Annotated in this window: 18 protein-coding genes; 8 read left to right on the plus strand and 10 right to left on the minus strand. The window is 59.7% G+C overall.

All coding sequences use genetic code 11. The features are described 5' to 3' along the window. Positions 1-3 precede the first annotated feature (3 nt). The gene (gyrB, locus tag KGB03_RS13145) at positions 4-2,427 is read left to right on the plus strand and encodes a DNA topoisomerase (ATP-hydrolyzing) subunit B (RefSeq protein ID WP_008155700.1); all 2,424 of its coding nucleotides are present in this window, start codon (positions 4-6) and stop codon (positions 2,425-2,427) included. Positions 2,428-2,714: 287 nt separating this feature from the next. Here gyrB and KGB03_RS13150 read toward each other — a convergent pair whose 3' ends face one another. From KGB03_RS13150 to glyQ, 4 genes are all read right to left on the minus strand, one after another. Beyond that, positions 2,715-3,494, minus strand: coding sequence for a lysophospholipid acyltransferase family protein (locus KGB03_RS13150; RefSeq protein WP_223527236.1), 780 nt, complete (start codon positions 3,492-3,494; stop codon positions 2,715-2,717). 82 nt (positions 3,495-3,576) lie between these two features. Further along, on the minus strand, positions 3,577-4,116 hold the full coding sequence (gene gmhB / locus KGB03_RS13155; protein ID WP_165934035.1) for a D-glycero-beta-D-manno-heptose 1,7-bisphosphate 7-phosphatase: 540 nt from the start codon (positions 4,114-4,116) through the stop codon (positions 3,577-3,579). A 4-nt stretch (positions 4,117-4,120) separates the two neighbouring features. Next, complete coding sequence (glyS, locus tag KGB03_RS13160) at positions 4,121-6,175, minus strand: glycine--tRNA ligase subunit beta (RefSeq protein ID WP_223527237.1); 2,055 nt, start codon at positions 6,173-6,175, stop codon at positions 4,121-4,123. Beyond that, entirely contained in the window at positions 6,172-7,125 is a 954-nt protein-coding gene (gene glyQ, locus KGB03_RS13165) for a glycine--tRNA ligase subunit alpha (protein ID WP_003213601.1), read from the minus strand. The genes glyS and glyQ overlap by 4 nt, the downstream gene beginning before the upstream one ends. A gap of 81 nt (positions 7,126-7,206) precedes the next feature. On the opposite strand from glyQ, the gene tag reads away from it, so the two are divergent. The 3 genes from tag to KGB03_RS13180 all read left to right on the plus strand — a co-directional run bounded on the left by tag (position 7,207) and on the right by KGB03_RS13180 (position 9,004). After that, the gene (gene tag, locus KGB03_RS13170; RefSeq protein ID WP_192408751.1) at positions 7,207-7,764 is read left to right on the plus strand and encodes a DNA-3-methyladenine glycosylase I; all 558 of its coding nucleotides are present in this window, start codon (positions 7,207-7,209) and stop codon (positions 7,762-7,764) included. Positions 7,765-7,804: 40 nt separating this feature from the next. Next, positions 7,805-8,692, plus strand: a complete 888-nt coding sequence (locus tag KGB03_RS13175; RefSeq protein ID WP_008155690.1) for a lysophospholipid acyltransferase — start codon at positions 7,805-7,807, stop codon at positions 8,690-8,692. Between the two features lie 72 nt (positions 8,693-8,764). After that, on the plus strand, positions 8,765-9,004 hold the full coding sequence (locus tag KGB03_RS13180) for a PilZ domain-containing protein (RefSeq protein ID WP_008155688.1): 240 nt from the start codon (positions 8,765-8,767) through the stop codon (positions 9,002-9,004). Here the strand turns inward: KGB03_RS13180 and KGB03_RS13185 are convergent, their stop codons facing one another. The 5 genes from KGB03_RS13185 to def form a co-directional block, all read right to left on the minus strand. Then, entirely contained in the window at positions 9,005-9,319 is a 315-nt protein-coding gene (locus KGB03_RS13185; protein WP_218538470.1) for a tetratricopeptide repeat protein, read from the minus strand. A gap of 175 nt (positions 9,320-9,494) precedes the next feature. Further along, on the minus strand, positions 9,495-10,868 hold the full coding sequence (trkA, locus tag KGB03_RS13190) for a Trk system potassium transporter TrkA (protein WP_008155683.1): 1,374 nt from the start codon (positions 10,866-10,868) through the stop codon (positions 9,495-9,497). A gap of 22 nt (positions 10,869-10,890) precedes the next feature. Further along, the gene (rsmB, locus tag KGB03_RS13195; RefSeq protein WP_223527238.1) at positions 10,891-12,201 is read right to left on the minus strand and encodes a 16S rRNA (cytosine(967)-C(5))-methyltransferase RsmB; all 1,311 of its coding nucleotides are present in this window, start codon (positions 12,199-12,201) and stop codon (positions 10,891-10,893) included. Further along, positions 12,198-13,157 carry a methionyl-tRNA formyltransferase gene (gene fmt, locus KGB03_RS13200; protein ID WP_192408744.1) on the minus strand — a complete coding sequence of 320 codons (960 nt, stop codon included), beginning with the start codon at positions 13,155-13,157 and terminating at the stop codon, positions 12,198-12,200. Before fmt ends, rsmB begins: the two co-directional genes overlap by 4 nt. A 57-nt stretch (positions 13,158-13,214) precedes the next feature. Next, positions 13,215-13,721 (minus strand): peptide deformylase, encoded by a 507-nt coding sequence (gene def / locus KGB03_RS13205; protein ID WP_008155676.1) that lies wholly within the window; start codon positions 13,719-13,721, stop codon positions 13,215-13,217. A gap of 171 nt (positions 13,722-13,892) precedes the next feature. Between def and KGB03_RS13210 the strand changes: the two genes are divergently transcribed. The 3 genes from KGB03_RS13210 (at position 13,893) to KGB03_RS13220 (ending at position 16,710) form a co-directional block, all read left to right on the plus strand. Beyond that, positions 13,893-14,918, plus strand: a complete 1,026-nt coding sequence (locus KGB03_RS13210; protein ID WP_223527239.1) for a LysM peptidoglycan-binding domain-containing protein — start codon at positions 13,893-13,895, stop codon at positions 14,916-14,918. 79 nt (positions 14,919-14,997) lie between these two features. Further along, positions 14,998-16,098 (plus strand): DNA-processing protein DprA, encoded by a 1,101-nt coding sequence (gene dprA / locus KGB03_RS13215; RefSeq protein WP_223527240.1) that lies wholly within the window; start codon positions 14,998-15,000, stop codon positions 16,096-16,098. Positions 16,099-16,152: 54 nt separating this feature from the next. Further along, a complete protein-coding gene (locus KGB03_RS13220) occupies positions 16,153-16,710 on the plus strand; it encodes an L-threonylcarbamoyladenylate synthase (protein ID WP_046056609.1) in 558 nt (185 codons plus the stop codon). 116 nt (positions 16,711-16,826) lie between these two features. Here the strand turns inward: KGB03_RS13220 and KGB03_RS13225 are convergent, their stop codons facing one another. Next, a complete protein-coding gene (locus tag KGB03_RS13225) occupies positions 16,827-17,804 on the minus strand; it encodes an NADPH:quinone reductase (RefSeq protein WP_223527241.1) in 978 nt (325 codons plus the stop codon). Between the two features lie 163 nt (positions 17,805-17,967). On the opposite strand from KGB03_RS13225, the gene hemF reads away from it, so the two are divergent. Beyond that, on the plus strand, positions 17,968-18,882 hold the full coding sequence (gene hemF, locus KGB03_RS13230; RefSeq protein ID WP_192408735.1) for an oxygen-dependent coproporphyrinogen oxidase: 915 nt from the start codon (positions 17,968-17,970) through the stop codon (positions 18,880-18,882). Positions 18,883-18,889 lie beyond the last annotated feature (7 nt).

Here is an 18,889-nt window from a genome sequence, read left to right on the forward strand (position 1 = left end):
GCATTGAGCGAAGAAAATACGAATACCTACGACTCAACGAGCATTAAAGTGCTGAAAGGCCTGGATGCCGTACGCAAACGTCCCGGTATGTACATTGGTGACACCGACGATGGTAGCGGTCTGCACCACATGGTCTTCGAGGTAGTCGACAACTCCATCGATGAAGCGCTCGCTGGCCACTGCGACGACATCAGCATCATCATCCACCCGGATGAATCCATCACCGTTCGCGACAATGGTCGTGGTATCCCGGTAGACGTGCACAAAGAAGAAGGCGTCTCGGCAGCCGAGGTCATCATGACCGTGCTGCACGCTGGCGGTAAGTTCGACGATAACTCCTACAAAGTATCCGGCGGCCTGCACGGTGTAGGTGTGTCGGTTGTGAATGCCTTGTCCGAAGAGCTGGTCTTGACCGTTCGCCGCAGCGGCAAAATCTGGGAACAGACCTACATTCACGGTGTTCCAAAAGAACCGATGAAAATCGTCGGCGAAAGCGAAACCACCGGCACCCAGATCCACTTCAAACCGTCCGACCTGACGTTCAAGAACATCCACTTCAGCTGGGACATCCTGGCCAAGCGGATTCGTGAACTGTCCTTCCTCAACTCCGGTGTCGGCATCGTCCTCAAGGATGAGCGCAGCGGCAAGGAAGAGCTGTTCAAGTACGAGGGTGGCCTGCGTGCGTTCGTTGAATACCTGAACACCAACAAGACTCCGGTCAACCAGGTGTTCCACTTCAACATCCAGCGTGAAGACGGCATCGGCGTAGAAATCGCCTTGCAGTGGAACGACAGCTTCAACGAGAACCTGTTGTGCTTCACCAACAACATTCCACAGCGCGATGGCGGTACTCACCTGGTGGGTTTCCGTTCCGCTCTGACGCGTAACCTGAACACCTACATCGAAGCCGAAGGTCTGGCGAAGAAGCACAAAGTCGCGACCACCGGTGACGATGCCCGTGAAGGCCTGACCGCGATCATCTCGGTAAAAGTGCCGGATCCGAAGTTCAGCTCCCAGACTAAAGACAAGCTGGTTTCTTCCGAAGTGAAGACCGCGGTCGAACAGGAAATGGGCAAGTACTTCTCCGACTTCCTGCTGGAAAACCCGAACGAAGCCAAGCTGGTCGTCGGCAAGATGATCGATGCGGCTCGCGCTCGTGAAGCGGCGCGTAAAGCCCGTGAGATGACACGTCGTAAAGGCGCGCTGGATATCGCCGGCCTGCCGGGCAAACTGGCTGACTGCCAGGAAAAAGACCCTGCCCTTTCTGAACTGTACCTCGTGGAAGGTGACTCTGCTGGCGGCTCCGCCAAGCAGGGACGCAACCGTCGGACCCAAGCCATCCTGCCTCTCAAGGGCAAGATCCTGAACGTCGAGAAGGCGCGCTTCGACAAGATGATCTCTTCGCAAGAAGTGGGCACCTTGATTACCGCGCTGGGCTGTGGCATTGGCCGCGATGAGTACAACATCGCGAAGCTGCGTTACCACAACATCATCATCATGACCGATGCTGACGTCGACGGTTCGCACATCCGTACCCTGCTGCTGACCTTCTTCTTCCGTCAGTTGCCGGAGCTGATCGAGCGCGGCTACATCTACATCGCCCAGCCACCGCTGTACAAGGTCAAGAAAGGCAAGCAAGAGCAATACATCAAAGACGACGACGCCATGGAAGAGTACATGACGCAGTCGGCCCTGGAAGATGCGAGCCTGCACCTGAACGAGGAAGCACCGGGCATTTCCGGACCGGCCCTCGAGCGTCTGGTGAATGACTTCCGTCTGGTCATGAAGACGCTCAAGCGTCTGTCGCGCCTGTACCCACAGGAGTTGACCGAGCACTTCATCTACCTGCCTGCCGTCAGCCTGGAGCAACTCTCCGATCACGCAGCGATGCAGGATTGGATGGCCCAGTACGAAGTTCGCCTGCGCACCGTCGAGAAGTCCGGCCTGGTTTACAAAGCCAGCCTGCGTGAAGACCGTGAACGTAATGTCTGGCTGCCTGAGGTCGAACTGATCTCCCATGGCCTGTCGAACTACGTCACCTTCAACCGCGACTTCTTCGGCAGCAACGATTACAAGACTGTTGTTTCCCTGGGAGCTCAACTGAGCACCTTGCTGGACGACGGCGCGTACATCCAGCGTGGCGAGCGCAAGAAGCCGGTCACCGAGTTCAAGGAAGCCCTTGAATGGCTGATGGCCGAAAGCACCAAGCGTCACACCATCCAGCGATACAAAGGTCTGGGTGAGATGAACCCGGATCAGCTGTGGGAAACCACCATGGACCCAAGTCAGCGCCGGATGCTCAAAGTGACCATCGAAGACGCCATTGGCGCGGACCAGATCTTCAACACCCTGATGGGTGATGCGGTCGAGCCTCGTCGTGACTTCATCGAGAGCAACGCCCTGGCGGTTTCCAACCTGGACTTCTGATCCAGCGAACCTGCCAACGAAAAAGGCCAACGCTCAAGCGTTGGCCTTTTTTATTACCTGCAATTCCCTGAGATCACTTCCCTCTTCAGCCTTTTCCGAAACCTGAGATCCAACAAATCGCAGGCATAAAAAAACCGGCTATATCAGCCGGTTTTTTTGCGCCCGAAAAAAACTTATGCACCATTTTCGGCGTTTTATGTGTTTAAGAAATATGTATATAAATCATAAGCTTAAAAACAAAAAACGCTACTTTTCGACAAAACGGTACACAGGTTATCCACAGAATCTCAGACAGCCACCTGATCATTGGCAGAAGGGGCCGCAGGGGCTGCCGGCAGCGAACCCATTTCACGTTGCATCTGCTCGTTCCAGGCCTGGACCCGATCATTCAGCTCGGCAATCGCTCGCGGCCCGCTACCTTCGGCATACATGGGGGCGCCAATGATCACGGTAATGACGCCCTGCTTCTTCGCCCAACCGGTTTTCGGCCAGAACTTGCCAGCATTGTGCGCAATCGGCAGCACGGGAAGTGCGGCGTTGACGGCTAACGCGGTACCACCGCGAGAGAACTTTCCGATAGTGCCGTAAGGAACGCGTGTTCCCTCAGGGAAGATTAGAACCCAGACACCATCCTTCAGCAGTTCATCGCCCTTCTTCGCCACATGCTTGAGCGCCGCTTTCGGGTTGTCGCGGTCGATGGCGATGGGTCGCAGCATGGCCATGGCCCAGCCGAAAAAAGGAACGTAGAGCAGTTCGCGCTTAAGGACCTGGCTCAATGGCTCAAAGTAGGCGGATAGAAAGAACGTCTCCCATGTGCTCTGGTGGTTAGACTGAATCACGCAGGGCTGGTCGGGCACGTTCTCGCCCCCCTTTACTTCGTAGCTGATGCCCAGAAAGACTTTGCTCAGCCACAACGCGCAGCGGCACCAGTACACGTTGATGAAGCGATAGCGCGCCTTGAACGACAGAAAAGGCGCGATAAAAAAGCTCAGGCTGCACCAAAGCAAGGAGCTGGTGCCTAGCAACAGATAAAAGAGGAAAGTTCTGATGGCCTGCAGTATCGACATGGCGACGTTTACCGTTGCGGGCTCTGCCCGTCTATATAAAGCGCACTCCCGATCAATCCCTGGTCAGGACAATCGAAGCACTCTAATTGTGGATAAGTTCTGCGGCAATCGCCGCCAGATCGTCAAAAATCAAGGTGCCTACCGGTAGGGTCTTGCCCAAAGTCTTTTCGCCTTTCCCGGTCTTTACCAAAACTGGCTGAGAATCGACGGCTTTGGCAGCCTCCAGGTCACCAAGGGTGTCGCCGACAAACCAAACATTGGTCAGCGATACGTTGTAATGCGCGGCGATGGTTTTCAACATCCCGGGTTTTGGTTTGCGGCAATCGCAGCCATCGTCCGGCCCGTGCGGGCAATAGACGATCAGCCCGACTTCACCGCCCTGCTCCGCCACTCGCTCGCGCAAGCGCTCGTGCATGGCGTCCAGGGTGGCGATGTCGTAATAGCCGCGAGCGATGCCTGACTGGTTGGTAGCGACCGCTACCGTCCAGCCGGCCTTGCTCAACTGCGCGATGGCTTCGATCGAACCCGGGAGCGGAATCCACTCCTCCACCGACTTGATGTAAGCGTCGGAGTCGTAATTGATCACCCCGTCCCGATCGAGAATCAGCAGTTTCAACAGCAGCCCCTCAGCCCAGCAGCGAAATGTCGGCGACGCCGAGGAACAGCCCACGCAGACGCGACAGCAACGCATAACGGTTGGCGCGGACCTTGGCATCTTCAGCGTTGACCATCACGGCTTCGAAGAACGCATCCACTGGTTCGCGCAAGGCAGCCAGACGTGCCAGCGATTCGCTGTACTGACGCGCCGCAGCCATCGGCTGGACAGCCTGGTCAGCCTGCTGGATCGCCGAATACAGGGAGAACTCGTTGGCATTGTCGAAGTACTTGGCTTCCACGACCGAAGGAACAGAGCCTTCGACCTTGCTCAGCAAGTTCGAAACGCGCTTGTTCACTGCGGCCAGGGCAGCGGCTTCCGGCAATTTGCGGAACGCTTCTACCGCTTGTACGCGCTGATCGAAGTCCAGCGCCGACCCCGGTTTCAGGGCACGCACCGACAGGTAAGTGCCGACATCCACGCCTTCGTCTTCGTAACGGGCACGCAGACGGTCGAAGATGAACTCCAGCACCGAATCGTTGAGGCCGGCCGCCTTGACCTTGGTACCGAACGCATTCACGGCGAACGCCACGGCATCGTTCAAGTCGAGGTCGAGCTTCTTGTCGATCAGGATGCGCAACACGCCAAGTGCAGCACGGCGCAGGGCATACGGGTCTTTGCTACCGGTTGGCAGCATGCCGATACCGAAAATGCCCACCAGTGTGTCGAGCTTGTCAGCGATGGCCACGGCCGCACCGGTCAGGGTGGTCGGCAGTTCAGCACCGGCACCGCGCGGCATGTATTGCTCGTTCAGCGCCAGAGCGACTTCTTCCGGCTCGCCGTCGTTGAGGGCGTAGTAGTAACCGGCGACACCTTGCATCTCCGGGAACTCACCGACCATCTCGGTCGCCAGGTCGCACTTGGACAGCAGGCCTGCACGGGAAGCCCACGCGGCGTTACCGCCAATGCGTTGGGCGATGAACGCAGCGAGTTTGGAAACGCGCTCGGCCTTGTCGTAGACGCTGCCGAGTTTTTCCTGGAACACCACGTTCTGCAGACGCAGGTTGAAGTCTTCGAGTTTCTGCTTCTTGTCTTGCTTGAAGAAGAACTCGGCGTCGGTCAGGCGTGGGCGAACCACTTTCTCGTTACCGGCGATGATCTGCTGCGGGTCTTTGCTTTCGATGTTGGCCACGGTAATGAAACGTGGCAGCAACTTGCCGTCGGCATCCAGCAGGCAGAAATACTTCTGGTTGTCCTGCATGGTGGTGATCAGGGCTTCTTGCGGCACGTCGAGGAAACGCTCTTCGAACGAGCACACCAGCGGCACCGGCCATTCAACCAGCGCGGCTACTTCGTCGAGCAGCGCTGGCGGCACGATCGCCGTCCCTTCCTGCATCGTCGCCAGCTCTTCGACACGCTTGCTGATCAGCTCGCGACGCTCATTGGCATCGGCCAGTACGTAAGCGGCACGCAGGTCGCTCAGGTAGCTGGCCGGCGAGGTGATGCGCACGCTTTGCGGGTGATGGAAGCGGTGGCCACGGGAATCGCGACCGGCTTTCTGGGCGAGGATGGTGCAATCGATGACCTGGTCACCGAGCAACATCACCAGCCACTGGGTAGGACGAACGAATTCTTCCTTGCGAGCACCCCAGCGCATGCGCTTGGGAATCGGCAGGTCGTTCAGGGAATCTTCGACGATGGTCGCCAGCAGGCTCGCGGTCGGTTTGCCGGCGATGCTCTGGCTGTAACGCAGTTTCGGCCCGCTTTGATCGATTTCGCTCAGGTCGACGCCACACTTCTTGGCGAAGCCCAATGCCGCTTGAGTCGGGTTGCCTTCGGCATCGAACGCGGCCTGACATGGCGGGCCATCGAGGTTGATGCTGCGATCCGGCTGCTGAGTCGCCAGATCGGTGATCAGCACAGCCAGACGACGTGGCGCGGCGTAGACGGTTTTGGTCTCGTAGTTCAGGCCAGCGGCTTGCAGACCCTTGTCGATACCGGCCAGAAACGCGTCGGCCAGGGTGTTCAGGGCTTTGGGTGGCAGCTCTTCGGTGCCCAGTTCAACCAGAAAATCCAGAGCACTCATTGTGCTGCCTCCAGCTTGGCCAGTACTTCGTCACGCAGGTCCGGGGTCGCCATTGGGAAGCCCAGCTTGGCGCGAGCCAGCAGGTAAGCTTGCGCAACGGAACGCGCCAGAGTGCGGACACGCAGAATGTATTGCTGACGCGCGGTCACCGAAATTGCCCGGCGAGCATCCAGCAGGTTGAAGGTATGGGAGGCCTTCAACACCATTTCGTAGCTTGGCAACGGCAGCGGCTGGTCGAGTTCGATCAGGCGCTTGGCTTCGCTTTCGTAGAAATCGAACAGTTCGAACAGCTTCTCGACGTTGGCGTGTTCGAAGTTGTAGGTCGACTGCTCCACTTCGTTCTGGTGGAACACGTCGCCGTAGGTCACCTTACCGAACGGACCGTCAGCCCAGACCAGGTCGTAGACCGAGTCCACGCCTTGCAGGTACATGGCCAGGCGCTCAAGGCCGTAAGTGATCTCGCCGGTCACCGGGTAGCACTCGATGCCGCCCGCTTGCTGGAAGTAAGTGAACTGCGTCACTTCCATGCCGTTGAGCCAGACTTCCCAGCCCAGACCCCAGGCGCCCAGCGTTGGCGATTCCCAGTTGTCTTCAACGAAGCGAATGTCGTGGACCAATGGGTCCAGACCGACGTGCTTGAGGGAGCCCAGGTACAGTTCCTGGAAGTTGTCCGGGTTCGGCTTCAGGACTACCTGGAACTGATAGTAGTGCTGCAGACGGTTCGGGTTTTCGCCGTAGCGGCCGTCAGTCGGGCGACGACTGGGCTGCACATAAGCGGCGTTCCAGGTTTCCGGGCCAATGGCGCGCAGAAACGTGGCAGTGTGGAAAGTCCCGGCGCCTACTTCCATATCGTAGGGCTGAAGTACCACACAACCTTGCTCGGCCCAGTATTGCTGGAGGGCGAGGATCAAGTCTTGGAAGGTACGCACGGCTGGCGTAGGCTGGCTCACGAAATTCACCTGTTTCTTGGGCTGCGATTTAAAGAGCGGGAGTATACCCGATTCGGTCCTGCGCACGCCCCCTGGAGCCTTATGCCACGCTGCTTTTGGTGTTCCGAAGATCCGCTGTACATGGCTTATCACGATCAGGAGTGGGGCACGCCGCTACGCGATGCGCAGGGATTGTTCGAGTTGCTTTTGCTCGAAGGGTTCCAGGCCGGCCTTTCCTGGATCACCGTGCTGCGTAAACGTGAGCGTTATCGCGAGGTGATGTTCGGCTTCGACGTACAACGCGTGGCGCAGATGAGCGACGCCGAAATCGATGAGTTGATGCTCGATCCGGGCATCATTCGCAATCGCCTCAAACTCAACGCGGCCCGGCGCAATGCCCAGGCCTGGCTGGTGCTGGAGGATCCGGTGGAGTTTCTCTGGTCCTTCGTCGACGGTAAGCCTGTGATCAATCATTTCAAGGATCGCAGCGAAGTGCCGGCCGTGACGCCGACCGCCGTGGAGATGAGCAAAGGCCTGAAAAAGGCCGGCTTCACCTTCGTCGGCCCGACTATTTGTTACGCGCTGATGCAGGCCTCGGGCATGGTCATGGACCACACTCAGGATTGCGATCGCTACGCGGTGCTGGCGAACGGCGGTTAGAATAGCCGCCTCGCGCACAGCACAAAATCAGGAGTGACCTGTGGATAAGTTTAAAGGCGCCTTGCTGGTAGGCGCTCTGCGGCTGTTTGCCCTGCTTCCGTGGCGGGCAGTGCAGGCAGTGGGCTCGGTCATCGGCTGGGTCATGTGGAAAACCCCTAACCGTTCCCGCGACGTGGTGAGGATCAATCTCGCCAAGTGTTTCCCGGACATGGACCCGGCCGAGCGTGAGCGTCTGGTAGGCCAGAGCCTGAAAGACATCGGCAAATCCCTGACCGAAAGTGCCTGCGCCTGGATCTGGCCGGCCCAGCGTTCCATCGACCTGGTGCGTGAAGTCGAAGGCCTCGACGTATTAAAGGACGCCCTCGCCTCTGGCAAAGGGGTCGTCGGCATCACCAGTCACCTGGGCAACTGGGAAGTGTTGAACCACTTCTATTGCAGCCAGTGCAAACCGATCATCTTTTATCGTCCGCCAAAGCTGAAGGCTGTGGATGATTTGCTGCGCAAGCAGCGGGTACAATTGGGCAACCGGGTGGCCGCTTCCACCAAGGAAGGCATCCTCAGTGTCATCAAGGAAGTGCGCAAAGGCGGTGCAGTGGGCATTCCCGCTGACCCGGAACCGGCCGAATCCGCCGGAATTTTCGTGCCGTTCTTCGCCACCCAGGCCCTGACCAGCAAGTTCGTACCGAACATGCTCGCCGGCGGCAAAGCGGTCGGCGTGTTCCTGCATGCGCTACGTCTGCCGGACGGTTCGGGTTACAAAGTGATCCTCGAAGCCGCGCCAGAAGCCATGTACAGCACCGATACCGAAACGTCCTGCGCGGCCATGAGCCAGGTGGTCGAGCGCTATGTGCGGGCGTATCCGAGCCAGTACATGTGGAGCATGAAGCGCTTCAAGAAGCGGCCGCCGGGTGAAGAACGCTGGTACTGAGTCGATTGGCATGATCTGTGGATAACCCAGGGGCCAGGGTTATCCACAACCGTTCAATAAAGGGCGCAGAAGATGTCCGAACACCGCAAATCGTTTCGCATCAAGATCAGCCACCACAGCTTCGGCGAATGTCTGGGCCAGACGCGTAACCTGTCGACGACAGGCGTCTACGTCAAGCATCCGGGCTTGTCGGCCTTGCCCAAGGGCGCGGTGGTTTACGGTCAAGTGCAAGACTTACCCACAGGCGCGCCGCGGGTGCGTATGGAAGTGGTGCTGGTGGATGCCGAGGGCATTGGCCTGCGATACCTCTGATCAGTGAGCCTGACGCTCAAGCTTCTTCAGAAACACAGTCATTTCCTTCTCGGCCTGCTTGTCGCCATGGGCGCGAGCGGCTTCCAGGCCCTGTTCCCACGCTTGACGTGCGGACGCGAAATCCTCCAGCCCCAGATGGGCTTTGCCCAATAGCTTCCAGGCTGCCGAATATTTCGGATCGAATTCGACGCAACGCTGGAAATGCTCAGCGGCCTTGGCGTATTCCCCAAGATCCAGATAACCCTTGCCCAGGCCGAAGCGCAGCAATGAGTTATCCACACCCTTGGCGAGCATTTTTTCCAGGGATTCGAGCATGGTGGATTCCTTATTGAGGTTATTCAGGGATGCCTGTTCGTTCTTGAGATTGCTTTCGCGGGCAAGCCCGCTCCCACAGGAATCTCGGTCGTACACAAAATATGTGTTCACTGCAAAACACTGTGAGAGCGGGCTTGCCCGCGAAGGGGCCCGGCAAGCCACTGCAAATGCCGGATCAGAAGAAGCTCAGTCCCACATGGAACAGCTTTTCCACATCCCGAATATGCTTCTTATCCACAAGGAACAGAATCACATGGTCGCCCGCCGCAATCACGGTGTCGTCGTGGGCAATGATCACCTCTTCGTCGCGGATGATTGCGCCGATGGTGGTGCCCGGCGGCAGGCCGATGTTCTCAATGGCCTTGCCGATGACCTTACTCGACTTCTCATCACCGTGGGCAATCGCCTCGATGGCTTCCGCCGCGCCCCGGCGCAATGAGTGCACGCTGACGATATCGCCGCGGCGCACATGGGCCAGCAAGGTGCCGATGGTTGCCAATTGCGGGCTGATGGCGATGTCGATGTCGCCGCCCTGGATCAGATCGACGTACGCCGGGTTGTTGATGATGGTCATCACCTTCTTCGCACCCAGGCGCTTGGCCAGCAGCGAAGACATGATGTTGGCTTCGTCGTCGTTGGTCAGGGCCAGGAAAAGGTCGGCGTCGGCGATGTTCTCTTCCATCAGCAAGTCGCGGTCGGAGGCACTGCCCTGCAACACCACAGTGCTGTCGAGGGTGTCCGAGAGATGACGGCAGCGCGCCGGGTTCATCTCGATGATCTTCACTTGGTAACGGCTTTCGATAGCCTCGGCCAGACGTTCACCGATCTGCCCGCCGCCAGCGATGACGATGCGTTTGTAGCTCTCGTCGAGACGGCGCATTTCGCTCATCACAGCGCGAATATTCGCCTTGGCGGCGATGAAAAAGACTTCGTCGTCGGCCTCGATCACCGTATCGCCCTGCGGCAGGATCGGCCGATCACGACGGAAAATCGCCGCCACACGGGTTTCTACATTTGGCATGTGTTCGCGCAACTGACGCAGTTGCTGACCCACCAGCGGGCCGCCGTAGTACGCCTTGACCGCCACCAATTGGGCTTTGCCTTCGGCGAAGTCGATCACCTGCAAGGCGCCCGGATGCTGGATCAGACGCTTGATGTAATTGGTGACCACTTGCTCCGGGCTGATCAGCACGTCCACCGGGATCGCTTCGTTATCGAACAGCTCGGAACGAGTCAGGTAGGCCGCTTCGCGAACCCGGGCGATTTTGGTCGGGGTGTGGAACAGGGTGTGGGCAACCTGGCAGGCCACCATGTTGGTTTCGTCGCTGTTGGTCACCGCCACCAGCATGTCGGCGTCGTCCGCGCCGGCCTGACGCAGCACCGTCGGCAGCGAGCCGCGGCCCTGCACGGTGCGGATGTCCAGCCGATCGCCGAGGTCGCGCAGGCGTTCGCCATCAGTGTCGACGACGGTGATGTCGTTGGCCTCGCTGGCCAAGTGTTCTGCCAGCGAACCGCCGACCTGCCCTGCGCCGAGGATGATGATTTTCATCCAGTCACTCCATTGAATCCGTTTAACCGCGCGCGGCGGCGATCTTGATCAGCTTGGCGTAGTAAAACCCGTCGTGGCCGCCTTCCTGGGCCAGCAATTGGCGGCCATGGGGCTGCTTGATACCGGCCGTCGTGGCGAGGTCCAGTTCACGGGCGCCCGGCGTGCGGGCGAGGAAGGCTTCGATGACTTCGGTGTTCTCGGTCGGGAGCGTGGAGCAGGTGGCGTAAAGCAGGATGCCGCCGACTTCCAGAGTTATCCACATGGCATCGAGCAGCTCGCCCTGGAGAACCGCGAGTGCGGCGATGTCGTCGGGTTGGCGGGTCAGCTTGATGTCCGGGTGACGACGGATGACACCAGTGGCCGAGCATGGCGCGTCGAGCAGAATGCGCTGGAACGGTTTGCCGTCCCACCAGGTCGCGGTGTCGCGGCCGTCGGCGGCGATCAGTTCGGCGCTCAGGCCCAGGCGTGCGAGGTTTTCCCGCACTCGCACCAGACGCTTGGCTTCCAGGTCCACCGCGACCACGCCAGCGAGTGCCGGCTCGGCTTCAAGAATGTGGCAGGTCTTGCCGCCCGGTGCGCAGCAGGCGTCCAGCACCCGTTGGCCCGGTGCCAGGTCGAGCAGATCGGCGGCCAGTTGCGCGGCTTCGTCCTGCACACTGATCCAGCCTTCGGCGAAACCCGGCAAGCTGCGCACGTCGGCAGCGGCGTCGAGAATGATGCCGTCCTGACTGTAAATACACGGCGTGGCGGCGATGCCGGCGTCGGTCAGCAACCCGAGATAAGCATCGCGGCTGTGATGGCGACGGTTGACCCGCAGGATCATCGGCGGATGCGCGTTGTTCGCCGCGCAAATGGCTTCCCATTGTTCAGGCCAGAAGGCTTTCAGGGATTTCTGCAGCCAGCGTGGGTGGGCAGTGCGCACCACCGGATCGTGTTCCAGCTCGGCCAGCAGCGCTTCGCTTTCACGCTGGGCGCGGCGCAGCACGGCGTTGAGCAAGGCCTTGGCCCAGGGCTTTTTCAGCTTGTCGGCGCAACCCACGGTTTCACCGATGGCGGCATGGGCCGGAACCCGGGTGTAGAGCAACTGGTAGAGACCGACCAGCAACAGCGCTTCGACATCGGCGTCGGCTGCCTTGAACGGCTTCTGCAGCAACTTGGCCGCCAGCGCCGACAGACGCGGCTGCCAGCGCGCGGTGCCGAACGCCAGATCCTGGGTGAAGCCGCGGTCACGGTCTTCGACCTTGTCCATCTGCGTCGGCAGGGAACTGTTGAGTGAGGCTTTTCCGTTAAGAACAGCAGCAAGTGCCTTGGCGGCGGCCAGACGTGGATTCATTGAGCGTGCGCCGCTTGACCGAGGACGGTGCCGACGGCGAATTTCTCACGACGGCTGTTGAACAAGTCGCTGAAGTTCAGCGCCTTGCCGCCGGGCAATTGCAGACGAGTCAGACACAGGGCTTGCTCACCGCAGGCGACGATCAAACCGTCCTTGCTGGCGCTGAGGATTTCACCGGGAGCGCCCTGCCCTTCAGCGAGGCTGGCGGCCAGCACCTTCAATGCTTCGCCATTCAGCGTGCTGTGGCAAATCGGCCACGGATTGAAGGCGCGAACCAGGCGTTCCAGCTCAACCGCCGGACGACTCCAGTCGATGCGCGCTTCATCTTTGTTCAATTTGTGAGCATAAGTGGCGAGGCTGTCGTCCTGCACGTCGCCTTCCAGCGTCCCGGCAGCGAGGCCGGCAATCGCCTGAATCACCGCTGGCGGACCCATTTCCGCCAGACGGTCGTGGAGGCTGCCGCCGGTGTCTTCACCGGTGATCGGGGTGGTGACTTTGAGCAGCATCGGCCCGGTGTCGAGGCCCAGTTCCATGCGCATCACGGTCACGCCGCTTTCGCTGTCGCCCGCTTCGACGGCGCGCTGGATCGGCGCCGCACCGCGCCAGCGTGGCAGCAAGGAGGCGTGGCTGTTGATGCAGCCCAAACGCGGAATATCCAGCACCACTTGCGGCAGGATCAGGCCGTAGGCGACCACCACCAGCAAGTCCGGCTTGAGCGCAGCCAGTTCAGCCTGAGCGTCTTCGTTGCGCAGGGTTGGCGGTTGCAGCACCGGGATGTTGTTTTCCAGAGCCAACTGCTTGACCGGACTTGGCATCAACTTTTGCCCGCGACCCGCCGGACGGTCCGGTTGGGTGTAGACCGCGACGATCTCGTAAGGGCTGTCGAGCAGGGCCTTGAGGTGTTCGGCGGCGAATTCCGGGGTGCCGGCAAAGACGATGCGCAGTGGCTCAGTCATTCAAAAGGTCTCGCAAAAGAAAAAGGCTTGCCGCAGCAAGCCTTTGAAAGGAGGGCATCAAGCGTTCTGGCGATGGAGCTTTTCCAGTTTCTTCTTGATTCGGTCGCGTTTGAGATTGGACAGGTAGTCGACGAACAATTTGCCATTCAGGTGGTCGCATTCATGCTGGATGCACACGGCGAGCAGGCCTTCGGCGATCAGTTCGTAAGGCTGGCCGTCGCGGTCCAGGGCCTTGACCTTGACCTTCTGTGGGCGATCGACGTTTTCGTAGAAGCCCGGCACCGAGAGGCAGCCTTCCTGGTATTGCTCCATCTCGTCGGTCAGGGTTTCGAACTCGGGGTTGATGAACACCCGCGGTTCGCTGCGGTCTTCGGAGAGGTCCATCACGACGATACGTTTGTGCACGTTGACCTGGGTCGCGGCGAGGCCGATGCCTGGCGCTTCATACATTGTTTCAAACATATCATCGACCAACTGACGCACTTCGTCGTCCACTACGGCCACTGGTTTGGCGATAGTGCGCAGGCGCGAATCGGGGAATTCGAGGATGTCTAAAATGGCCATAAGCTCAATTGCTGCACATGTGAGGTAATGTCGGGTCGATGGCCTGGCGGGTCCGAAGATGCAGGCTACCGTTGTAAAACGTAGCTCCTTCTCTTTTTGGTAAAGAGTCAGGAGCGAGCCACGAGGGCTCTGGCGTTCTACGCGAATGCACATAATAAAGGGATTCACCGCATGAGGAAATCACTACTCGCCTTGCTCCTTCTGGCCTCGGCCGGTTTGGCGCACGGGCAAGTGCAACTCAAGGAAGGTTTTCCACAGCAATACACCGTGGAATCCGGTGACACACTCTGGGACATATCGGGGAAATTCCTTCGTGAACCGTGGAAATGGCCGGAGCTCTGGCAGGCCAATCCGCAGATCGAAAACCCCAATCTGATTTACCCCGGCGACTCGCTGTCGCTGGTCTACGTCAATGGGCAACCACGCCTGACCCTCAACCGTGGCGCGTCCCGGGGCACCATCAAGCTGTCGCCACGCATCCGCAGTAGCCCGGCTGCCAATGCGATCCCGAGTATTCCGCTGGAATCGATCAACAGCTTTCTGCTGAGCAACCGCATCGTCGACAAGGTCGAGGACTTCGACAAGGCGCCTTACATCGTTGCTGGCGATGCCGAACGCGTGCTCAGTGGCACCGGTGACCGAATCTTCGCTCGCGGCCATTTCGACCCGGCTCAACCGGTTTACGGCATCTTTCGTCAGGGCAAGGTCTACATCGATCCTGTCAGTAAAGAGTTTTTGGGGATCAACGCCGACGACATCGGCGGTGGCGAGATTGTGGCCACCGAAGGCGACGTTGCCACCCTGGCGCTGCAACGCACCACCCAGGAAGTCCGCCTCGGTGACCGCTTGTTCAGCGGTGAAGAGCGCTCCATCAACTCGACCTTCATGCCCAGTGCGCCAAAAAACCAGATCAACGGGTTGATCATCGACGTGCCGCGCGGGGTTACCCAAATTGGCGCGATGGATGTGGTCACCCTGAACAAGGGCCAGCGCGATGGCCTGGTCGAAGGCAACGTGTTGGTGGTGTTGAAAACCGGTGAAACCGTGCGTGACCGGATCACCGGTCAGCCACTGAAAATCCCGGATGAGCGCGCCGGTCTGCTGATGGTTTTCCGCACCTATGACAAGCTCAGCTACGGGCTGGTGCTCTACGCATCACGCTCCCTGGCGGTGCTGGACAAGGTGCGAAATCCTTAACGGGCTCCACAAGTTACCAACAGAGTTATCCACAGCTTATTCCCGTTTGAACGGGACTCATAACGATCAAGGATGATCCATGCCGCTGTCTGCCTTTGCACCGGTTTCCCCGGCGGAACTGGAAGCTCGTTTACGTTTGCATCGCCTGCCGGAACTCGGTCCTGTGCGATTCAAGAAATTGCTTGAGGCCTTCGGCTCGGCGTCCAAGGCTATCAGCGCGCCGGCCAGTGCCTGGCGTTCGTTGGGTTTGCCCCTCGCTTGTGCGCAGGCCAGGCGCTCCAGTGAAATCCGCGATGGCGCGAGCCATGCATTGGCCTGGTTAGAGCGTCCGGACCAGCATTTACTGATGTGGGACCAACCGGACTACCCGGCACTGTTGGCGGAAATCAGTGATGCGCCGCCGCTGTTATTCGTGGCGGGCGACCCCGGCATTCTGGAAAAACCGCAACTGGCGATGGTCGGTAGCCGTCGCGCTTCGCGGCCGGGCATGGACACCGCCGCCGCCTTTTCCCGCAGTCTGGCCGGCGCCGGGTTTGTCATTACCAGCGGTCTGGCGCTGGGCATCGATGCTGCCGCCCATCAAGCCGCTTTGGACGTGGGCGGGCGAACGGTCGGTGTACTTGGCACGGGACTTGAAAAGTTTTATCCACAGCGCAATCGACGGCTGGCAGACGCGATGATTGCCTCGGGCAGCGCAGTGCTTTCGGAGTTCCCGCTGGACGCCGGACCGACCGCCAGTAACTTCCCCCGGCGCAATCGGATCATCAGCGGTTTATCCCTCGGCGTGCTCGTGGTCGAGGCGAGTGTCGCCAGCGGTTCGTTGATCACCGCGAGGCTGGCGGCGGAACAAGGGCGCGAGGTGTATGCGATTCCCGGGTCGATTCATCACCCGGGCGCAAAGGGTTGTCATCAGCTGATCCGCGACGGAGCGGTGCTGGTGGAAACCATCGAGCATATCCTTGAAGCGTTGCGCGGCTGGCAGCAGTTGCCGTTATCCACAGCGACACCAGCGGTGACACATCCGTTGCTCATGCTGCTGCATGCCGCGCCCCACACCAGTGAAGCGTTGTGCGCCTCCAGCGGCTGGGCATTGCCCAAAGTGCTGGCAGCGCTGACGGAGCTGGAAATGGACGGCCGGGCGGTCTGCGAAAGCGGGCGCTGGTTTGCGCGGGTGAGCTAGGTTTTACAAGGAAGATCGGTAAACTGCGCAGAGCCTTATTCCGGAGAGTTTTTCATGGTCAACAGTTGGCGTGTGCAACAAGCCGCACGAGCCATTCGCGCAGGCGCGGTGATTGCCTACCCAACCGAGGCGGTCTGGGGTCTGGGGTGCGACCCGTGGGACGAAGAGGCGGTCTATCGTCTGCTGGCGATCAAGGGGCGGTCGGTGGAAAAAGGGTTGATTCTGGTGGCCGACAACATTCGCCAGTTCGACTTCCTCTTCGAAGACTTTCCTGAATTGTGGATGGATCGCATGGCCAGCACCTGGCCAGGGCCGAACACCTGGCTGGTGCCGCATCAGAATATGTTGCCGCAGTGGATTACCGGCGTGCATGAAACGGTGGCGCTGCGGGTCAGCGATCACCCGTTGGTGCGGGATTTGTGCGCGGTGGTCGGGCCGTTGGTTTCAACGTCGGCCAACCCGCAGGGCCAACCGGCGGCGCGCACGCGGATTCGCGTCGAGCAGTATTTCCGTGGGCAGGTGGATTACGTGTTGGGTGGGAATCTGGGTGGGCGCAAGAATCCGAGCGTGATTCGCGATCTGGCGACGGGCAAGGTTGTGCGCCCGGACTAAGACCGCATCATCGTTCTTCGCGAGCAAGCCCGCTCCCACATGAGATCTTCAGTGAACACAGAATTTGTGTTCGACAACGATCCACTGTGGGAGCGGGCTTGCTCGCGAAGAGGCCCTCAAGGCAACAAAACAGTCGAACCAGTCGTACGTCGTGCCGACAACTCGGTCTGCGCCTTCGCCGCTTCGGCCAACGGATACTTCTGGCTAATGGCCACTTTCAGCTTGCCGCTGATGATCATCTCGAACAGTTCATCCGCCATACGCTGCAAGTTTTCAGCGTTGTTGGCGTAAGTCGCCAGGGTTGGGCGGGTCACGTACAACGAACCCTTCGCCGACAGAATCCCCAGGTTCACCCCGTCTACCGCGCCCGACGCATTACCGAAGCTCACCACCAGACCGCGAGGCGCCGCGCTATCCAGCGAAGTCAGCCAAGTGTCCTTGCCCACGCCGTCATACACCACCGGGACTTTTTTCCCGTCAGTCAATTCCAGTACGCGCTGTGCGACGTTTTCATGGCTGTAATCGATGGTCGCCCAAGCGCCGTTGGCCTTGGCCAGTGCAGCTTTCTCCGGTGAGCTGACCGTGCCGATCAACTTCACGCCCAAGGCCTTGGCCCACTGGCAAGCCAGGGAGCCGACGCCACCCGCGGCAGCGTGAAACAGGATGGTTTCGCCACCCTTGAGTTCATAGGTCTGACGCAACAGGTACTGCACGGTCAGGCCCTTGAGCATTACGCCGGCGGCCTGTTCGAAGCTGATTGCGTCCGGCAAAAGGACCAGATTGGCCTCCGGCAACACGTGAACGTCGCTGTAAGCGCCCAACGGACCGCTGCCGTACGCCACGCGATCACCCACTTTGAACCGGGTGACTTCACTGCCCACCGCTTCGACCACGCCCGCACCTTCCGAGCCCAGGCCTGATGGCAGGGCTGGCGGTGCATAGAGACCGCTGCGGTAATAGGTGTCGATGAAATTCAGGCCGATGGCCTTATTGGTGACGCGAACCTGCTGCGGGCCGGGCTCGGCGGGTTGGTAGTCAACATACTCGAGCACTTCGGGGCCGCCATGGGCGCGAAACTGGATACGCTTTGCCATCAGAACTCTCCTTAGGTCGTCTTGCGAAGCTCCCTATCGGACTCCTAACCATGATCTTCGTCAACTGCGGCAGGCCCATCTGCGATGTTATGCTACGCGCCCATTTGCGCCGGCCCTGCTCCCATGGAGCGCCGCGTAGTTTTGCCCGATTCAAGGTGATGACATGACGACCCGCACCGAGGCCGTAAAAGCCTACCTGCTCGACCTGCAAGACCGCATTTGCGCGGCCCTCGAAGCTGAAGACGGCGGCACGCAGTTCGTCGAAGACGCCTGGACCCGGCCTGCCGGTGGTGGCGGTCGCACCCGGGTGATCGAAAATGGTGCTGTCATCGAAAAGGGCGGCGTCAACTTTTCCCACGTCTTCGGCAGCGGCCTCCCACCGTCCGCCAGCGCCCATCGACCAGAACTGGCCGGCCGTGGCTTCGAAGCCCTTGGCGTCTCTTTGGTCATTCACCCGCACAACCCGCATGTGCCGACGTCCCACGCCAACGTGCGCTTTTTCATTGCTGAAAAAGAAGGCGAAGAACCGGTCTGGTGGTTCGGCGGTGGCTTCGACCTGACCCCTTACTACGGCAATGAAGAAGACTGCGTGCATTGGCACCGCGTCGCCGAGCAGGCCTGCGCGCCGTTCGGTCCGGACGTCTACTCGCGCTACAAGGCCTGGTGCGACAGCTACTTCCACATCAAGCATCGCCACGAGCCGCGCGGCATCGGCGGCTTGTTCTTTGATGACTTGAACGAATGGGACTTCGACACTTGTTTCGCCTTCATGCGTGCCATCGGTGATGCGTTCATCGACGCCTACCTGCCGATCGTGCAGCGCCGCAAAAACGATGCGTTTACCGCTAAACAGCGTGAATTCCAGGAATTCCGCCGTGGGCGCTACGTTGAGTTCAACCTGGTCTACGATCGCGGCACGCTGTTCGGTCTGCAATCGGGTGGGCGTACCGAGTCGATCCTGATGTCCCTGCCGCCGCAAGTTCGTTGGAGTTACGATTGGAAAGCCGAGCCGGGCAGCGAAGAAGCACGGCTGACCGAGTACTTCCTGCAAGACCGTGATTGGTTGGCCAAGGCCTGAACGAGGA

The organism is Pseudomonas sp. BF-B-26 (genome assembly GCF_019956495.1).
GTDB lineage: Bacteria > Pseudomonadota > Gammaproteobacteria > Pseudomonadales > Pseudomonadaceae > Aquipseudomonas.

Excerpts from the sequence above, each read along its gene's own strand:
- KGB03_RS13150 (WP_223527236.1), bottom strand. The coding sequence starts at position 3,494 with ATGTCGATACTGCAGGCCATCAGAACTTTCCTCTTTTATCTGTTGCTA.
- glyS (WP_223527237.1), bottom strand. The coding sequence starts at position 6,175 with ATGAGTGCTCTGGATTTTCTGGTTGAACTGGGCACCGAAGAGCTGCCA.
- tag (WP_192408751.1), top strand. The coding sequence starts at position 7,207 with ATGCCACGCTGCTTTTGGTGTTCCGAAGATCCGCTGTACATGGCTTAT.
- KGB03_RS13180 (WP_008155688.1), top strand. The coding sequence starts at position 8,765 with ATGTCCGAACACCGCAAATCGTTTCGCATCAAGATCAGCCACCACAGC.
- KGB03_RS13185 (WP_218538470.1), bottom strand. The coding sequence starts at position 9,319 with ATGCTCGAATCCCTGGAAAAAATGCTCGCCAAGGGTGTGGATAACTCA.
- trkA (WP_008155683.1), bottom strand. The coding sequence starts at position 10,868 with ATGAAAATCATCATCCTCGGCGCAGGGCAGGTCGGCGGTTCGCTGGCA.
- rsmB (WP_223527238.1), bottom strand. The coding sequence starts at position 12,201 with ATGAATCCACGTCTGGCCGCCGCCAAGGCACTTGCTGCTGTTCTTAAC.
- fmt (WP_192408744.1), bottom strand. The coding sequence starts at position 13,157 with ATGACTGAGCCACTGCGCATCGTCTTTGCCGGCACCCCGGAATTCGCC.
- def (WP_008155676.1), bottom strand. The coding sequence starts at position 13,721 with ATGGCCATTTTAGACATCCTCGAATTCCCCGATTCGCGCCTGCGCACT.
- KGB03_RS13210 (WP_223527239.1), top strand. The coding sequence starts at position 13,893 with ATGAGGAAATCACTACTCGCCTTGCTCCTTCTGGCCTCGGCCGGTTTG.
- dprA (WP_223527240.1), top strand. The coding sequence starts at position 14,998 with ATGCCGCTGTCTGCCTTTGCACCGGTTTCCCCGGCGGAACTGGAAGCT.
- KGB03_RS13220 (WP_046056609.1), top strand. The coding sequence starts at position 16,153 with ATGGTCAACAGTTGGCGTGTGCAACAAGCCGCACGAGCCATTCGCGCA.
- KGB03_RS13225 (WP_223527241.1), bottom strand. The coding sequence starts at position 17,804 with ATGGCAAAGCGTATCCAGTTTCGCGCCCATGGCGGCCCCGAAGTGCTC.
- hemF (WP_192408735.1), top strand. The coding sequence starts at position 17,968 with ATGACGACCCGCACCGAGGCCGTAAAAGCCTACCTGCTCGACCTGCAA.